We start from the raw sequence: 16585 nt of genomic DNA on the forward strand, positions 1-16585 counted from the left end.
CGTGCTAAGCGTGCCCTGAAACCCGCGCCTCTTTCTGAAACCCGCGACGCCGGAGCGCCTGCTTGACCGAACTTCTCACCGTCATCCTGCTCGGCATCGTCGAGGGGATCACCGAATTCCTGCCCGTGTCGTCGACCGGGCACCTGATCCTCGCCACGCGGTTGCTCGGCTATGATGCGGGGCGCTGGGAGGTGTTCAACGTCGTCATCCAGCTCGGCGCGATCCTCGCGATCGTCGTGCTGTACTGGCGGACGTTCTGGGCGGTCGGCATGGGGCTGATCCGCCGCGAGCCGAAATCATGGCTGTTCCTGCGCAACCTGGTGGTCGCGTTCATCCCGGCGGCGGTGATCGGCCTCGCGCTGCATAAGTATATCGAGGCGCTGCTCGGGAATGCGGAGGTCGTTGCGATCGCCCTCATCGTCGGCGGCTTCGCGATCCTCGCGGTGGAGCGGTTCGCACCGCGCAGCGACATCAGCGGCGTCGCGGATATCCCTCTGAAGACGGTGATCGGCATCGGTTTCTTGCAGTGTTTGGCGATGATCCCGGGCGTTAGCCGGTCGGGCGCGACGATCCTCGGCGCGCTCGCGCTGGGCGTCGAACGGCGTACCGCGGCGGAGTTCAGCTTCTTTCTCGCTATTCCGACGATGCTGGGGGCAAGCGCGCTCGAACTGCTGAAGAACCGCGATGCGATCGCGAGCGGCGGCGGTGTCGGGCTGGGTGCGATTGCGATCGGCGCCGCGGTGTCGTTCGTCGTCGCCTTGCTGGTGGTGAAGTGGTTCGTCGGGATCGTCACCAAACACGGATTCGTGCCGTTCGCCTTGTATCGCGTCGTCGCGGGGTCGGCTGCGCTGATCTGGCTGTTGAGCAAATAGGTCCGATACGGTAATAATAACCCTTGCTGAGAACGCCTCTCATAAAAATCCGGTGATTGTTCGAATTTATCAGGCAGCACAGCTTACCGATATGCTGTTTTAGTCGTGACAAGCCTCCGATCGCGCAATAACGCGGCTGTCGGAGGCTATCATGGCGAACGATTCGATGCTCAAATTTGTCGGCCGGGAGCAATCCTATCCCGACAAGCGCACCGCCGACGAGCGGGCCGACGATTTCCGCGAGATCGCGCAACGCTATGCGGTTGAGCCCGCCGAGGAACAGGCCGGACGCTGCTCGCAGTGCGGCGTGCCCTATTGCTCGGTCCATTGCCCGCTGCACAACCATATCCCCGACTGGCTCCGGCTGACCGCGGAGGGGCGTCTGCGCGAGGCGTACGAGCTCAGCAACGCGACCTCGACCATGCCCGAGATCTGCGGCCGGATCTGCCCGCAGGACCGGCTGTGCGAAGGCAATTGCGTCATCGAATTCACCGGGCACGGCGCGGTCACGATCGGCTCGGTCGAGAAGTTCATCACCGACACCGCCTGGGAGAATGGCTGGGTCGAACCGCTGGTCCCCGGCAAATCGCGCGGCCAGTCGGTCGGCGTGATCGGTGCGGGACCGGCAGGGCTCACCGCGGCGGAATATCTGCGCGGCCACGGCTACGACGTCCACGTCTATGATCGCTACGACCGGGCGGGCGGGTTGCTCACCTATGGCATCCCAGGCTTCAAGCTCGAAAAGCCGATCGTCATGCGCCGCGTCGAGCGCCTCAAGGCTGCCGGCATCGTCTTCCACGAAGGCTTCGCGGTCGGCGACGATGCGAGCCTCGACGATCTCCGCCAGCGCCACGACGCGATCCTGATCGCGACCGGCGTCTACAAGGCACGTGCGATGGACCTGCCCGGCGGCGGATCGAACGGCGTGGTCCCAGCGCTCGACTTCCTCGTCGCATCGAACCGCAAGGGCTTCGGCGACGCGGTCCCGGCGTTCGACGACGGCAGCCTCAATGCCGAGGGCAAGGACGTCGTCGTGATCGGCGGCGGCGACACCGCGATGGACTGCGTCCGCACCGCGATCCGCCAAGGCGCGAAGTCGGTGAAGTGCCTCTACCGCCGCGACCGCGCCAACATGCCCGGCTCGCAGCGCGAAGTCGCCAATGCCGAGGAGGAGGGCGTCGAGTTCGTCTGGCTGTCGGGCCCGCAGAGCTTCGACGGCGGCGATACCGTGTCGAGCGTCAAGGTCCGGAAAATGCGTCTCGGTGCCCCCGACGCGAGCGGCCGCCGTGCACCCGAACCCGATCCAGCGGGCGACTATTCGGTGAACGCCGATCTCGTGATCAAGGCACTGGGCTTCGACGCCGAGGACCTGCCGACGCTGTTCGCAACGCCGGAACTGGGCGTAAGTCGCTGGGGCACGGTGCTGGTCGACGGCAAGACGCTGATGACCTCGCTCGACGGCGTGTTCGCAGCAGGCGACATTGTTCGCGGCGCAAGCCTCGTCGTCTGGGCGATCCGCGACGGTCGTGACGTCGCGGCGACGATGCACAAATGGCTGAAGACCAAGGCGGCCAACGCGAAGGTCGCGGCATGAAACCTGGGTATGTCGCCGCGGCTGCACTCGCCCTGGTCGCGCCTGTGGCGATCTGCGCGCAAGGCGTGCCCGCGCCGACCGCACAAGCAGCCGTCCCCACCGATCCCGCTCGGCTCGCCGCGGCGCGTCGTGTTGCAGCCCGGCTCCTGCCCCCCGGTATCTACAAGCAGATCATGTCGAGCTCCATGGACGCGGTCATGGGGAACATGGGCAGCGCGCTGAAAGCCATGCCGCTGGGCTCGATCGCACAGATGGGCGGCATGACGGTCGAGGATGCGAAAAAGCTCGATGCGATCGATCTTACGCAGATCATGGCGATCTACGACCCGCGTTGGGAGGAGCGCCAGCAACTCACCATGCATGGGCTGTTCGGTGCGATGGGCGAGTTCTTCACAACGATGGAGCCCGAGCTTCGCGAGGGATTGGCGCATGCTTATGCTAGCCGCTTCTCGCTCGCCGAATTGACCGATCTCGATCGGTATTTCGCGACGCCCACCGGCGCCAAATATGCCGCAAGCGCCACGACGATCATGACCGATCCAGCAGTCATGACGACGATGAAAGACATGATGCCGAAGATGATGCAGCAGATGCCGCATTTCATGGATGCGGCGAAGAAGGCGGCCGCGGCACTGCCGCCACCGCGTCGGCTTGAAGATCTGAACCCCGCCGAGCGAGCCCGGCTCGCCAAGGCGATGGGCATCGATGAGAGCAAGCTCCAGGACCCCAAGGGCAAATTATGATCGACCAGCGCCAACATCTCGCCGAGCACGGCATGTACCGCCCCGAGTTCGAGGGCGACGCGTGCGGCGTGGGCCTCGTAGCTGCCACCGACGGGCGCGCGTCGCGCCGCGTTGTGCAGTCGGCGGTCGATGCGTTGAAAGCGGTGTGGCACCGTGGTGCGGTCGATGCGGACGGCAAGACCGGCGATGGTGCAGGCCTGCACATCGACCTGCCGCTGCGCTTCTTCGACGATGCGGTCGCAGCCTCGGGGCACAAGGTCCGCCCGAACCGTCTCGCGGTCGGCATGATCTTCCTCCCGCGCACCGATCTCGGCGCGCAGGAGGATTGCCGTACGATCGTCGAGAGCGCGATCATCGAGGCCGGGTACACCATTTACGGTTGGCGGCAGGTGCCGGTCGACGTGTCGGTGATCGGGCAGAAGGCGCAGGCTACGCGTCCCGAGATCGAGCAGATCATGATCGCCGGGCCCTTGCCCGAGGAGCAGGACGCGGCCGAGTTCGAGAAGACGCTGTACCTCGTCCGTCGGCGGATCGAGAAGCGTGTGATCGCGGCGCAGATCCAGGGTTTCTACATCTGTTCGCTGTCGTGCAGGTCGATCATCTACAAGGGGCTGTTCCTCGCCGAATCGCTCTCCGTCTTCTACCCCGACCTGTGCGACCAGCGCTTCGAGAGCCGCGTCGCGATCTTCCATCAGCGCTATTCGACCAACACCTTCCCGCAATGGTGGCTGGCACAACCGTTCCGCTGCCTCGCGCACAACGGCGAGATCAACACGATCCGCGGCAACAAGAATTGGATGCTCAGCCACGAGATTCGCATGGCGAGCCTCGCGTTCGGCGATAATTCGGAGGACATCAAGCCGGTGATCCCCGCCGGCGCATCCGACACCGCCGCATTGGACGCCGTGTTCGAGGCGATCTGCCGCTCGGGCCGCGATGCACCGACCGCCAAGCTTATGCTGGTCCCTGAAGCCGCCAGCCCGGATATGCCGCCCGAGCATACCGCGATGTACCAGTATCTCGCGTCCGTCATGGAGCCGTGGGACGGCCCCGCCGCGCTGGCGATGACCGATGGCCGCTGGGCAGTCGCCGGCATGGATCGCAACGCGCTGCGTCCGCTCCGCTACACGCTCACCTCCGACGGCCTGCTGATCGTCGGGTCGGAGAGCGGCATGGTCGTCGTTCCCGAATCGACGATCGTCGCCAAGGGCCGCCTGGGGCCGGGCGAGATGATCGCGGTCGACCTCGACGAAGGTCGCCTGCTCCAGGATCGCGAAGTGAAGGATCGCATCTCGGGTGAGGCGGACTACGCCGCGATGATCGGCGAATTCCACACGCTCGCCGACCTGCCTGCGGTCGAGGACGCGATCGTCCGCTACGACCGCGCCGAACTCGCGCGCCGCCAAGTCGCGGCGGGGCAGACGATGGAGGACATGGAGCTGATCCTGTCGCCGATGGTCGAATCCGCGAAAGAAGCGATCGGGTCGATGGGCGACGATACGCCGCTCGCGGTCATCTCCGACAAGCCGCGGCTGATCAGCCAGTTCTTCCGCCAGAACTTCAGCCAGGTGACCAACCCGCCGATCGACCCCTTGCGCGAGCGCCACGTGATGTCGCTCAAGACGCGCTTCGGCAATCTCGCCAACATCCTCGACGTGCGCGATCAGCGCGAGCGCGTGCTGGTGCTCGATTCGCCGGTGCTGACGGGCGAACATTGGTCGCGGTTGAAGGCGCATTTCGGTAATGCGGTTGCCGAGATCGATTGCACGTTCGACGTCGGCGGTGGCCCCGAGAAGCTTCGCGCGGCGATCCAGCGGATCCGCAACGAGGCGGAGCAGGCCGTCCGGCAGGGCAAGAGCGAGATCTTCCTCACCGACGAGGCAATCAGCGAAGACCGCGTCGGCATCGCCGGCGTGCTCGCGGTCGCCGCCGTCCACACGCATCTCGTCCGCCGGGGCCTGCGCTCCTACGCATCGATCAACGTCCGTTCAGCCGAGTGCCTCGACACGCATTACTATGCGGTGCTGATCGGCGTCGGCGCGACCACCGTGAACGCCTATCTTGCCGAAGCCGCGATCGTCGATCGTCAGTCGCGCGGGCTGTTCGGTGATCTCGACCTCGCCGAATGCCTCCGCCGCCACCGCGTCGCGGTCGAGGAGGGGCTGCTCAAGATCATGTCGAAGATGGGCATCGCGGTCATCTCGTCGTACCGCGGCGGCTATAATTTCGAGGCAGTCGGCCTGTCGCGCAGCCTGGTCAACGACCTGTTCCCCGGCATGCCCGCCAAGATCAGCGGCGAGGGCTATGCTTCGCTCCACGTCAACGCGACCGACCGTCACGAAGCGGCGTTCGATCCGGCGGTGGCGACGCTGCCGATCGGCGGCTTTTATCGCCAGCGCCACACCGGCGAGACGCACGCCTATTCCGCGCAGCTGATGCATCTGCTCCAGACCGCGGTCGCCACCGACAGCTATACGAGCTATCTGCAATTCTCGCGCGGCGTGTCCGATCTGCCGCCGGTGTATCTGCGCGATCTGCTCCAGTTCAACTTCCCCGCGGAAGGCGTGCCGGTCGATCAGGTCGAGGCGATCACCGAGATCCGCAAGCGCTTCGTCACCCCCGGCATGTCGCTCGGTGCGCTATCGCCGGAAGCGCACGAGACGCTGGCGATCGCGATGAACCGGATCGGCGCGAAGGCCGTCTCGGGCGAGGGCGGCGAGGACAAGTCGCGCTTCGTGCCGTACGCGAACGGCGACAACGCCAACTCGTCGATCAAGCAGGTCGCGAGCGGTCGGTTCGGCGTTACGGCGGAATATCTGAACGCGTGCGAGGAGATCGAGGTCAAGGTCGCACAGGGCGCCAAGCCCGGCGAAGGCGGCCAGCTACCCGGCTTCAAGGTCACCGAATTCATCGCCAAGCTGCGCCATGCGACGCCCGGCGTGACGCTGATCTCGCCGCCGCCACACCACGACATCTACTCGATCGAGGACCTCGCGCAGCTCATCTACGACCTGAAGCAGATCAATCCGCGCGCCCGTGTGTGCGTCAAACTCGTCTCGTCGGCGGGCATCGGCACGGTCGCGGCGGGTGTTGCGAAGGCGCATGCCGACGTGATCCTGATCGCCGGCCATGTCGGCGGCACCGGCGCGTCGCCCCAGACCTCGATCAAGTACGCCGGCACGCCGTGGGAAATGGGCCTGTCGGAGGTCAACCAGGTGCTGACGCTCAACGGTCTGCGCGGTCGCGTGCGGTTGCGCACCGATGGCGGGCTGAAGACCGGCCGCGACATCGTCATCGCCGCGATTCTCGGAGCGGAGGAGTTCGGGATCGGCACGCTGTCGCTGGTGGCGATGGGCTGCATCATGGTGCGCCAGTGCCATTCGAACACATGCCCGGTCGGCATCTGCACGCAGAACGACGCGCTCCGCCAGAAGTTCGTCGGTACGCCCGAGAAGGTGATCAACCTGATGACCTTCATCGCCGAAGAAGTCCGCGACATCCTCGCGCGGCTCGGCGTGAAGAGCCTCGACGACGTGATCGGCCGCACCGAACTGCTGCGGCAGGTCAGCCGCGGTGCCGAGCATCTCGACGATCTCGATCTCAACCCGATCCTGGCGAAGGTCGATGCCGACGATTCGCAGCGCCGGTTCTCGCTCTCGACCTTCCGCAACGAAGTGCCCGACAGCCTCGACGCGCAGATCATCAAGGACGCGTCCGCGGTGTTCTCGCGCGGCGAGAAGATGCAGCTGACCTATTCGGTGCGCAACACGCACCGCGCGGTCGGCACGCGGCTGTCGAGTGAGATCACGCGGAAGTTCGGGATGTCGACGCTGGCGGACAACCACGTGACGATCCGTCTGCGCGGGTCGGCGGGGCAGTCGCTCGGCGCGTTCCTGTGCAAGGGCATCACTTTGGAAGTGTTCGGCGATTCGAATGATTATGTCGGCAAGGGGCTTTCGGGCGGCACGATCATCGTCCGCCCGGCGGTGAGTTCGCCTTTGGCGTCGCAAGACAACACGATCATCGGCAATACCGTGCTTTACGGTGCGACGTCGGGCCGGCTGTTCGCGGCGGGGCAGGCGGGCGAGCGTTTCGCGGTTCGTAACTCGGGCGCGATCGTCGTCGTCGAAGGCTGCGGCGCGAACGGATGCGAGTACATGACCAACGGCATCGCCGTGGTGCTCGGCGCGGTCGGCGCGAACTTCGGGGCTGGCATGACCGGCGGGATGGCGTTCGTCTACGACCCCGATGGCGTCTTCGCGAAGCGCGCCAACCCGGAGAACATCACCTGGGACCGCGTGAAGTCGCTGCACTGGGCCGACGTGTTGCTCGACCTGGTGCGCGATCATGCGGACCACACCGACAGCAAATGGTCGAAGGGCCTGCTCGAGGATTGGGACCGCGTGGCGCCCCATTTCTGGCAGATCGTCCCGAAAGAAATGCTGACGCGCTTGTCGCACCCGTTGGACGACAGCGCGGAACTGGTCGCGGCGGAATAAGCCCAAGCCCTCACACCACCCCGGCGCCCGCCCGGGGTGGTGCAAGTTAGAGGGTTTCACGCGGAGACGCGAAGACGCGGAGCTAAAGTCCCTCTGCATCTCTCCTAATACGATCCGTGATGAAGGAGCTTCGCTCGCCGCGAATGCAACACCTCCGCGTCTCCGCGTCTCCGCGCCTCCGCGTGAACCAAATCTTCTTACGCGACGCCAACCCGCGCTAGTGACACAGCCGCCCCCCACCGCCTAAACGGATGGCATGTGGCAGCTTTATCAATTCCCCCTGTGTCCCTTCTCGCGAAAGGTGCGCCTGCTGCTGGGCGAGAAGGGGGTCGGCTACGAGCTGGTGCGCGAATCGCCGTGGGATCGCCGCGACGAGTTCATGGACATGAACCCCGCCGGCCAGACCCCGGTCATGGTCGACGCGTCGCGCGGCGTCGCGCCGCTGATCGATTCGATGGCGATCTGCGAATTCTTCGAGGAAACCGTCGAGAAGGCGGCGATGATCAACGGCACCGCGACCAACCGCGCCGAGATCCGCCGTCTGGTCACGTGGTTCGACACGCATTTCTACCGCGACGTGACCGGACCGCTGCTCCACGAACGCATGGTCAAGCGTCTCGCGCACCGCACCGCGCCCGACGCGAAGGGCCTGCGCGAGGCGATGAAGGCCGCGGTCGGGCATCTCGATTATATGGATTACCTGCTCGATCACCGGAACTGGCTCGGCGGCGCGACGATGAGCCTCGCCGATCTCGCCGCCGCTGCGCAGATCTCGGTCACCGATTATCTCGGCGGGATCGATTGGAAGGGCCACGACCAGACCGCGCGCTGGTATCGCGGCTTCAAGAGCCGCCCGAGCTTCCGCCCGCTGCTGTCCGAGCGGATGGAGCTGATCTCACCCCCGGCGCATTACGACAATGTCGATTTCTGAGGTGATCACGTTCGCGGACTTCGAGAAGGTCGACATCCGCGTCGGCACGATCGTCGAGGCTGAGCCCTTTCCCGAAGCACGCAAGCCCGCGATCAAGCTGCGGATCGATTTTGGTGCGGAGATCGGCGTGAAGCGCTCGTCCGCGCAGATCACCGAGCATTACACGCCTGAGACTTTGGTCGGGCGGCAAGTCGCCGCGGTCGTCAATTTCCCGCCGCGCCAGATCGGCCCGATGATGTCCGAAGTCCTGACGCTCGGCTTCCCCGATGCGGACGGGAAGGTCGTGCTGATCTCGCCGACCGGACCGGTCCGGAACGGCGGGCGACTGTTCTGAACAATAATCCTCCCCCGCCAGGGCGAGGTGGCTGGCGCTTGCCAGTCGGAGGGGGAGGAAAGCGAAACGGCTGTTCCGCGTCCTCCCCCTCCGTCACCTTCGGCGACACCTCCCCCTTGCAGGGGAGGATCAACCGTGGCCCGCCGCTTACTGGCGCAGGTCGTTCTGCGTGATCGGCACGATCTTCACCTCGACGCGACGGTTAGCCGCCCGACCCGCGTCGGTGTCGTTGGACGCGATCGGCTGCGTCTTGCCATACCCACGCGTGCCGATCCGTGCGCTCTGTACGCCGTGACCCGACAGATAATCCGCGACCGAACGCGCACGACGCTCCGACAGCGTCTGGTTATAGGCATCGCTGCCCGTCGAATCGGTGTGCCCGTACACGTCGACATAGGTCTGGTTATATTGCGACAGCGTGTCCGCGACCTGGTCGAGCGTCCGCTGGAACTGCGGCTGCACGTTGGCGCTGTCATACGCGAAGGTGATGCCCGACGGGATGTTGAGCACCAGATCGTCGCCCTGGCGGATCACCTGCACGTCGGTGCCCGCGGTGCGCGCGCGCAGATCGCGCTCCTGCTTGTCCATGTACGCGCCGATGCCTGCACCCGCGAGACCGCCGATGCCCGCGCCGAGGAGCTTCTCGGTCCGGTCATGCCGCCCACCGACCACGTCGCCGAGCAGATAGCCGCCGAGCGCGCCGCCGATGCCGCCCAAGGCCGTCTTCGAGATGGTTTGGCGACCGGTCTCCGGATCGGTGGTGCAGCCGCTGGTGGCGATCAGCGCGGCGAGTGCAGCGCCTGCGAACATCTTGGTTTTCATCGATAAACTCCCTGAGACATGACGAATGACGGCCTAATGCCCGATACGCCCGATAACCCAGTGTCGCGACGATTGTTCCGCCTGCGCACCGAACCGAGCCTGATCATCTTCGGCGCGTAATGTCGAGCATGCGTAAGGACGGTTGTGCGACGGACCGTTGTCCTGCAAAGAGCGCGTGAGCCAATGGCACCGCTTCCCCCCTTCCCCTGGATCGACGTCGCGATCATCCTCGCGCTCGTCGCGTTGAACGGCGTGTTCGCGATGAGCGAACTCGCGATCGTCTCCGCGCGGAAAGCGCGGCTCGAGGCGATGGCGCGCTCGGGCAAGAAGGGCGCACGCGCCGCCCTCGTGCTCGCCGCCGACCCCGGCAAGTTCCTGTCGACCGTCCAGATCGGCATCACGCTGATTGGCATCCTCGCGGGTGCCTATTCGGGCTCCAGCCTCGGCATGCCGACCGCCGCGCGGTTGCAGGCGTGGGGTCTGTCCGCCTCGACCGCGGAGACCGCCGGGTTCGCGATCGTCATCGGCTTCACGACATACGCGTCGCTGATTATCGGCGAGCTCGTGCCGAAACAGTTCGCGTTGCGAGCACCCGAGGCGATCGCGTCGTTCATGGCGCCCGTCATGCGCTGGCTCGCGATCGGCACCGCACCGATCGTGCTGGTGCTCGATTCGACCAGCGCGCTGATCTTCCGCGCGCTCCGCCTCAACCGCGAATCGGAAGAGCACGTCACCGCAGAAGAACTCCACATGATCGTCGCCGAGGCGTCGAAGTCGGGGATCATCGAGGAGCATGAGCGCTCGATCATCTCGGGTGTCGTCCGCCTCGCGGATCGCCCGGTGCGCGAAGTGATGACGCCGCGCACCGAGATCGACTGGCTCGACTGCGACTGGGGCCCCGACGAGATCCGCGAGACGCTGCTCGCGTCGCAGCACACGCGCCTGCCGGTCGGCGAAGGCTCGATCGACGCGGTCAAGGGCGTCGTCCAGGCGCGCGATATCGCCGCAGCACTCTTCCGCGGCGAGCCGATCGACCTGCGCGCGCTGATGCGCAAAGCGCCGGTGGTGATCGACCAGATCGACGCGATGGATGCGCTGCTGGCGCTCCGTGAGGCCGAGGTGCCGATGGCGCTGATCCACGACGAATACGGCCATTTCGAAGGCATCGTCACGCCGGCCGACCTGCTCGCAGCGATCGCCGGCGAGTTCAAGTCGGACTCCGATCCGGACGATGCGCCATCGGTCGTGGTGCGCGACGACGGCTCGTTGCTGGTGGCGGGAACGATGGCGGCGGATTCGCTCGCCGACCGCCTCGGCATCGACCTGCCCGAGGACCGCGACTACGCGACCGTCGCCGGGCTCGCGCTGTCGGTGTTCCGCCATCTGCCGGGCGAGGGCGAAAGCTTCGTCGAACAGGGCTGGAAGTTCGAGATTGTCGACCTCGACGGCCGCCGCATCGACAAGTTGCTGGTGAGTCAGACCTGACCTGTTGGCGCGCCCGAACGCCGTCGGCGCGCCGCGGCGTCTGCGCGATCGAACCTTGAGCACCGGCATGGCAGAGCTGTCGGCAACCAAGCGGGCGCCAGCGACGGCGTACCGTCTCGCCATCCTCGTCGCCGTGGCGATCGCGACGCGGCTGATCACGCTCGGCAATCCGATCCTGTATACCGACGAGGAATTCTACTTCGCCGCGGGGCGCGCGATGATCGACGGCGCGCTGCCGTTCGTCGACATCTGGGATCGCAAGCCGATCGGCGTGTTCCTGCTCTACGCGGTACCAGGCGCGCTGCCCTTTGCCGCGGGAATCTGGCTGTATCAGGCGATGGCGCTCGCCTGCGCCGCCACCACCGCGCTGATCGTCGCGCGGCTTGCCGACGTCGCGGGCTGGACTCGCGGCGGGACGCTCGCGGGGATCGCCTATCTCGTCTGGATCACGATCGCCGGGGGGCAGGGCGGGCAGACGCCGGTCTTCTACAATCTGGCGATGGCGCTTGCCGTCTGGCTGATCGTGGATCGGCGCGGCGCCATGTTCTGGCGCGGGGCGGTTGCCATGCTGCTCGTCGGACTGGCGATTCAGATCAAATACACCGTGGCGCTCGAGGGGATGTATCTCGGGCTCTGGCTGATGTTCGACGATTGGCGGCGTACGCGAGAGACCCCCGTGCCGAAGATTGGGGCACGAAAGATCGGTGCCGTTCTCGGTCGCGGCGCAGTGCTCGCGGGACTAGCGGTGTTGCCGACGATCGTCGCCGTCGCCGCCTACGTGCATCTCGACGCGCTGGCGGCCTTCACCTTCGCGAACTTCGCATCGATCTTCGCCCGCAAGGCGGATCCGATCGCGGCCGAACTGGCCAATCTCGCCAAAGCCGCCGCGATCCTGCTTCCGTTGCTGGCAATGGCGGCGGCGGGGCTGGCGACGGCGAAATCCCCGACATCGCCTGCCGAGCGCATCGCCGGATCGCGCGGTTTCCTGACCGGATGGCTGCTCGCCGCGCTGCTGACGTTCGCGCTGCTGCCGCCGTGGACCGATCATTATACGTTGCCGGTGATGCTGCCCGCGTCGGTGATCGCGGCGGGGCTGCTCGCCCACCCGCGCGGGCGCGTCGTCGGGATCGTGCTCATCCTGATTGCCGCGGTGGCGGGGCAGGCGTCCTTGGTGATCGATCGCCAGCGTCGCGGCACGCCCGCCCAGTTCGCCGCGCTCGTCGGCGCGGTCGGGCGCGGGCCCGGCTGCCTCTACGTCTATTCGTCGTCGAGCATGGTGTATCCCGCGACGGGGCGATGCGCGGTCTCGCGTTACGTCTTCCCCAGCCACCTGACGCGCACGCGCGAAACCGGCGCGATCGGCGTGGATCAGGGGGCGGAACTCGCCCGTATCTTCACCCGCGCGCCCGAGATCGTCGTGATGGGGCCGACTTATGATGGCGAACGACCCGATATCCGCGCCGCCGCGGTTGCCCGGCTAGCGCGCGACTATCGATTGGCCGCGCAGATGCCGCTCGGGCGCAAGCGGGTCGCGGTCTATCGGCGTCGCACGCCGTCGACGCCCGGATACCGCCTACGTTTCGACTGAGGTGCGCGCGCTTGGTGTGGCGGCGCGATCAGAGCTTGCCGAACTTCGCCTCGAACCCGGCCTTTTCGCCCGCGGCGAGCAGGCGCGCCTGCTCGATCCACCGATCGCGGTGCATGCGGCCGGTGAAGTTGCCGAGCTGGGCGTCGATCGACTGAGCCTCGCTCTCAGTCAACGCCGCCATCTGGTCGATCGTGGACACGCCGAGTTCGCCGAGCCGCGCCGCGACCTTGGGGCCGAGGCCCTTCAGCTGCGTCACCGGATCGCCGCCATAGGACTGTACGGGCGCTGGCGCCGATGCGCGCGTTTCCACCGAAGCGTCTTCGACCGGCAGCACCGCTGCCGGCGCGGGTTCCGCAGCCGGGCTCGCGTCCAACGGCGGCGAGGCGGATATGGGGTCGGCCGCCGGACGGTCGGGCGTCTTCGGCAGGTCGTCGGCGCGCGCGACAGGGGGCGGCTCGGGGGCGCGACGTGCTGGCGACGCCGGTTCGGGCGGGGCGGGGGGCGGGGCAACGCGAACGGGCGCGACCGGCTGCGCCTGCTTCTGCGTCTGCGTTTGGGAGGGTTCGGCGTCGCGCCCTTCGACCGCAGGTTTCGCCGGGACGGGCTCGGGGGGAACGCCCGCCTCCTCGGCGTTGGCGATCACGTCGTGTGCGGCCTTGGTGCGGCTGCGCTTGGCGCGGATGCCCCAGATCAGCCCGATCACCACGAGGATCGCCACCACGGCGAGGATCGTGAAGTGGATCGCGGTCAGCGTGGCGATGCCATCGGGCAACAGGCTCAGGCCCGAGGCGGAGGTCGCGGAAGTTTCGTTCATTCCCATACCGTAGCGATGCGAGCGAAGGGCGGCGAGAGGTAATTGGCTAGGTGGACTTGTCTGATCCTCCCCCGCCAGGGGGAGGTGTCGCCGTAGGTGACGGAGGGGGCGGATACGGCACAGCGGTTTCGCCTGCCGCCCCCTCCGTCTGGCAAGCGCCAGCCACCTCCCCCTGGCGGGGGAGGATAGTGCATCACCCGCGCGCGATTTCGCGCCAGCCGATGTCGCGGCGGTAGAAGCCCTCCGGGAAATCGATCGCCTCGACCGCGCGGTAGGCGTTGGCCTGCGCCGTCGCGACGTCGTCGCCGGTTGCCGTCACGGCCAGTACGCGCCCGCCCGATGCGACCAGCCCACCGTCTTCAAGCCGCGTGCCTGCGTGGAACACCGTGCCGCCAGCAGCCCGCGCGGAATCGAGCCCGACGATCGTGCCACCGGACTTGGGTGTGCCCGGATACCCCTCCGCCGCCATCACCACCGTCAGCGCGGTCTCGTCGCTGAATTGCGCCGGCGGCATCTCGCCGAGCCGCCCCTCCGCCACCGCCAGCATCGTCGCGAGCAGGTCACCCTGGAAGCGCATCATCAGTACCTGCGTCTCGGGATCGCCGAACCGCGCGTTATATTCGATCAGCTTCGGTCCCTGCGGCGTCAGCATCAGTCCCGCGTACAGCACGCCCGAGAACGGCATGCCTTCCGCCGCCATCGTAGCGACGGTCGGCGCGACGATCTCTTCGATCGCGCGCTTCTCCAGCGCGGGTGTCAGCACGAGGGCAGGGCTGTACGCGCCCATCCCGCCGGTGTTCGGGCCCGTATCGCCTTCGCCGACGCGCTTGTGATCCTGCGCGGACCCGAACGGCATCAGCGACACGCCGTCGGTCAGCACGAAGAGGCTCGCCTCCTCGCCTTCGAGGAATTCCTCGATCACCGCCTCGGCTTCACCGTCGGCGAACAGCGCGTCGAGCGCGGCATCGGCTTCGGCGGCGCTGAACGCGATGACGACGCCCTTGCCCGCGGCGAGGCCGTCCGCCTTGATGACCACCGGCAGCGAGAAGGTACGGGCGAGCGCGATATCCGCCTCTTCGCGGCTCTTCACACGGACATAGCCCGCGGTCGGGATGTTCGCGCGGAAACACAGATCCTTGGTGAAGCCCTTCGACCCCTCCAGCTGCGCCGCCGCCTTCGAGGGCCCGAACACCGGAACGTCCGCCGCGCGCAACGAGTCCGCGAGCCCGTCGACCAGCGGCGCTTCCGGCCCGATCACGACCAACCCGACCTCATGCTCGCGTACGAACGCGACGACCGCGCTATGATCCGTCGCATCGAGCGGCACGAGCGTCGCAACGCGCGCGATCCCGGGGTTGCCCGGCGCGGCATACAGCGTATCGAGGCCGCGAGATTGCACCAGCTTCCACGCGAGCGCATGTTCGCGCCCCCCCGAGCCCAGCAGCAGGACGTTCATGCCCGATCCCTTTTCCGATGAATTGTCCAGCGACATGGTGGCAAACATGGGGCGGCTGGTAGCCGAGCAAGTCCCCGGCGACAACGCACTCGCCATGTCGGTCGGCGAACTCGCGTTCAAGCTGAAGCGGATGGTCGAGGGCGAATTCGGCCATGTCCGCCTGCGCGGCGAGATCTCGGGCTGGAAGCGCGTCGCCTCCGGGCATTGCTACATGTCGCTGAAAGACGACCAGGCGGTGATCGACGGCGTGATCTGGAAGGGCAATGCGTCGAGCCTCGCCTTCGTGCCGCAGGACGGCATCGAGGTGATCGCGACCGGCAAGCTCACCACCTATCCCGGCCGCTCGAAATACCAGATCGTGATCGAGCGCATGGAGCTGGCGGGTGCCGGCGCGCTGATGGCGCTGCTCGAGAAGCTGAAGGCGAAACTCGCGGGCGAGGGGCTGTTCGACGGCACGCGGAAAAAACGCCTGCCGTTCATGCCAAAGGTGATCGGCGTCGTCACCTCGGGCACCGGCGCGGTGATCCGCGACATTCTCCACCGGCTCGAGGATCGCTGCCCGACGCACGTCATCGTGTGGCCTGTGAAGGTGCAGGGCGAGGGTTCCGCCGCCGAGATCGCCGCAGCCGTCCGCGGGTTCGACGCGATCGTCCCCGGCGGCCCGGTGCCACGCCCCGACCTCGTGATCGTCGCGCGCGGCGGTGGTTCGGTCGAGGATCTGTGGTCGTTCAACGAGGAGGTCGTGGTCCGCGCGGTCGCCGCCTGCACGATCCCGATCATCTCCGCGGTCGGGCACGAGACCGACACCACCTTGTGCGATTTCGCCGCCGACCTGCGCGCGCCGACGCCGACCGCCGCGGCCGAGATCGCGGTGCCGGTGCTCGCCGACCTGCGGCTGACGATCGACAGCCACCGCAACCGCACCGAGCGGTGTGCGCGGCGTCATGTCGAGCGTGGCCGCGAGCGCCTCGATGCATTGGCGCGGTTGCTGCCGAAGCGCGACCAGTTGCTCGGGCCGCAGCGCCAGCGCGCGGACGACTTTGGCCAGCGGTTGGATCGCGGCCTCGAACGTCGCCTGACGCTCGCACGCGGCAGTCTCGATCGCTCGGGCGCAGCGCTTCGTCCGGCCACGCTCGAACGCAAGCTCGAAGCGAAACGCGCGCAGCTCGACGCGACGTGGCGGCTCGTCCAATCGCTCAACCCCGACGCGATCCTCGACCGCGGCTATGCGCGTGTCACCGCCCGGCCCGGCGGCGAGACGCTCGCCTCGGCCACGTCGGCGCGCGACGCGGGGGCCCTGACGCTCCACTTCCGCGACGGCGTGGTTGACGCGGTGACGGACACCGGCCTTGAGCGCCCCGCCGCCAAAACCTATGCTGCCCCCAAGGCAAAGCCCGCGCCCGAAGCGGCGCCGCGCCAGCCGACCCTGCTGTAAAAGAAGATCCGC

The 16585-nt window shown here is 67.0% G+C and carries 12 protein-coding genes; 9 read left to right on the forward strand and 3 right to left on the reverse strand.

Translation table 11 applies throughout. The annotated features are described in order from the left end of the window. Positions 1-62 precede the first annotated feature (62 nt). The 6 genes from ASG20_RS14680 to ASG20_RS14705 all read left to right on the forward strand — a co-directional run bounded on the left by ASG20_RS14680 (position 63) and on the right by ASG20_RS14705 (position 8973). A complete protein-coding gene (locus ASG20_RS14680; protein ID WP_056054252.1) occupies positions 63-872 on the forward strand; it encodes an undecaprenyl-diphosphate phosphatase in 810 nt (269 codons plus the stop codon). A gap of 151 nt (positions 873-1023) precedes the next feature. Further along, positions 1024-2466, forward strand: coding sequence for an NAD(P)-dependent oxidoreductase (locus tag ASG20_RS14685; protein WP_056054255.1), 1443 nt, complete (start codon positions 1024-1026; stop codon positions 2464-2466). Beyond that, entirely contained in the window at positions 2424-3209 is a 786-nt protein-coding gene (locus tag ASG20_RS14690) for a hypothetical protein (RefSeq protein WP_056054258.1), read from the forward strand. The genes ASG20_RS14685 and ASG20_RS14690 overlap by 43 nt, the downstream gene beginning before the upstream one ends. Further along, on the forward strand, positions 3206-7708 hold the full coding sequence (gene gltB / locus ASG20_RS14695) for a glutamate synthase large subunit (RefSeq protein ID WP_056054261.1): 4503 nt from the start codon (positions 3206-3208) through the stop codon (positions 7706-7708). The genes ASG20_RS14690 and gltB overlap by 4 nt, the downstream gene beginning before the upstream one ends. Positions 7709-7964: 256 nt before the next feature. Next, entirely contained in the window at positions 7965-8639 is a 675-nt protein-coding gene (locus ASG20_RS14700) for a glutathione S-transferase family protein (RefSeq protein ID WP_056054264.1), read from the forward strand. Then, entirely contained in the window at positions 8626-8973 is a 348-nt protein-coding gene (locus ASG20_RS14705; RefSeq protein WP_056054267.1) for a tRNA-binding protein, read from the forward strand. Before ASG20_RS14700 ends, ASG20_RS14705 begins: the two co-directional genes overlap by 14 nt. 147 nt (positions 8974-9120) lie before the next feature. Here ASG20_RS14705 and ASG20_RS14710 read toward each other — a convergent pair whose 3' ends face one another. Beyond that, positions 9121-9795 (reverse strand): OmpA family protein, encoded by a 675-nt coding sequence (locus ASG20_RS14710; protein ID WP_056054270.1) that lies wholly within the window; start codon positions 9793-9795, stop codon positions 9121-9123. A gap of 183 nt (positions 9796-9978) precedes the next feature. Between ASG20_RS14710 and ASG20_RS14715 the strand changes: the two genes are divergently transcribed. Together ASG20_RS14715 and ASG20_RS14720 are read left to right on the forward strand one after the other, a co-directional pair. Beyond that, complete coding sequence (locus ASG20_RS14715) at positions 9979-11280, forward strand: hemolysin family protein (protein WP_056054274.1); 1302 nt, start codon at positions 9979-9981, stop codon at positions 11278-11280. Between the two features lie 67 nt (positions 11281-11347). Further along, the gene (locus ASG20_RS14720; protein ID WP_056054828.1) at positions 11348-12868 is read left to right on the forward strand and encodes a hypothetical protein; all 1521 of its coding nucleotides are present in this window, start codon (positions 11348-11350) and stop codon (positions 12866-12868) included. Positions 12869-12896: 28 nt separating this feature from the next. Here the strand turns inward: ASG20_RS14720 and ASG20_RS14725 are convergent, their stop codons facing one another. Together ASG20_RS14725 and purD are read right to left on the reverse strand one after the other, a co-directional pair. After that, the gene (locus ASG20_RS14725) at positions 12897-13682 is read right to left on the reverse strand and encodes a hypothetical protein (RefSeq protein ID WP_056054278.1); all 786 of its coding nucleotides are present in this window, start codon (positions 13680-13682) and stop codon (positions 12897-12899) included. A 193-nt stretch (positions 13683-13875) separates the two neighbouring features. Continuing rightward, complete coding sequence (purD, locus tag ASG20_RS14730; RefSeq protein WP_056054281.1) at positions 13876-15138, reverse strand: phosphoribosylamine--glycine ligase; 1263 nt, start codon at positions 15136-15138, stop codon at positions 13876-13878. Here purD and xseA point away from each other — a divergent pair. Then, a complete protein-coding gene (gene xseA / locus ASG20_RS14735; RefSeq protein ID WP_056054284.1) occupies positions 15137-16573 on the forward strand; it encodes an exodeoxyribonuclease VII large subunit in 1437 nt (478 codons plus the stop codon). The genes purD and xseA overlap by 2 nt on opposite strands. Positions 16574-16585: the final 12 nt, after the last annotated feature.

This window comes from Sphingomonas sp. Leaf198 (genome assembly GCF_001424005.1).
Taxonomy (GTDB): Bacteria; Pseudomonadota; Alphaproteobacteria; order Sphingomonadales; family Sphingomonadaceae; genus Sphingomonas.

Excerpts from the sequence above, each read along its gene's own strand:
- ASG20_RS14685 (WP_056054255.1), top strand. The coding sequence starts at position 1,024 with ATGGCGAACGATTCGATGCTCAAATTTGTCGGCCGGGAGCAATCCTAT.
- ASG20_RS14690 (WP_056054258.1), top strand. The coding sequence starts at position 2,424 with ATGGCTGAAGACCAAGGCGGCCAACGCGAAGGTCGCGGCATGAAACCT.
- gltB (WP_056054261.1), top strand. The coding sequence starts at position 3,206 with ATGATCGACCAGCGCCAACATCTCGCCGAGCACGGCATGTACCGCCCC.
- ASG20_RS14700 (WP_056054264.1), top strand. The coding sequence starts at position 7,965 with ATGTGGCAGCTTTATCAATTCCCCCTGTGTCCCTTCTCGCGAAAGGTG.
- ASG20_RS14705 (WP_056054267.1), top strand. The coding sequence starts at position 8,626 with ATGTCGATTTCTGAGGTGATCACGTTCGCGGACTTCGAGAAGGTCGAC.
- ASG20_RS14710 (WP_056054270.1), bottom strand. The coding sequence starts at position 9,795 with ATGAAAACCAAGATGTTCGCAGGCGCTGCACTCGCCGCGCTGATCGCC.
- ASG20_RS14715 (WP_056054274.1), top strand. The coding sequence starts at position 9,979 with ATGGCACCGCTTCCCCCCTTCCCCTGGATCGACGTCGCGATCATCCTC.
- ASG20_RS14720 (WP_056054828.1), top strand. The coding sequence starts at position 11,348 with ATGGCAGAGCTGTCGGCAACCAAGCGGGCGCCAGCGACGGCGTACCGT.
- ASG20_RS14725 (WP_056054278.1), bottom strand. The coding sequence starts at position 13,682 with ATGAACGAAACTTCCGCGACCTCCGCCTCGGGCCTGAGCCTGTTGCCC.
- xseA (WP_056054284.1), top strand. The coding sequence starts at position 15,137 with ATGCCCGATCCCTTTTCCGATGAATTGTCCAGCGACATGGTGGCAAAC.
- purD (WP_056054281.1), bottom strand. The coding sequence starts at position 15,138 with ATGAACGTCCTGCTGCTGGGCTCGGGGGGGCGCGAACATGCGCTCGCG.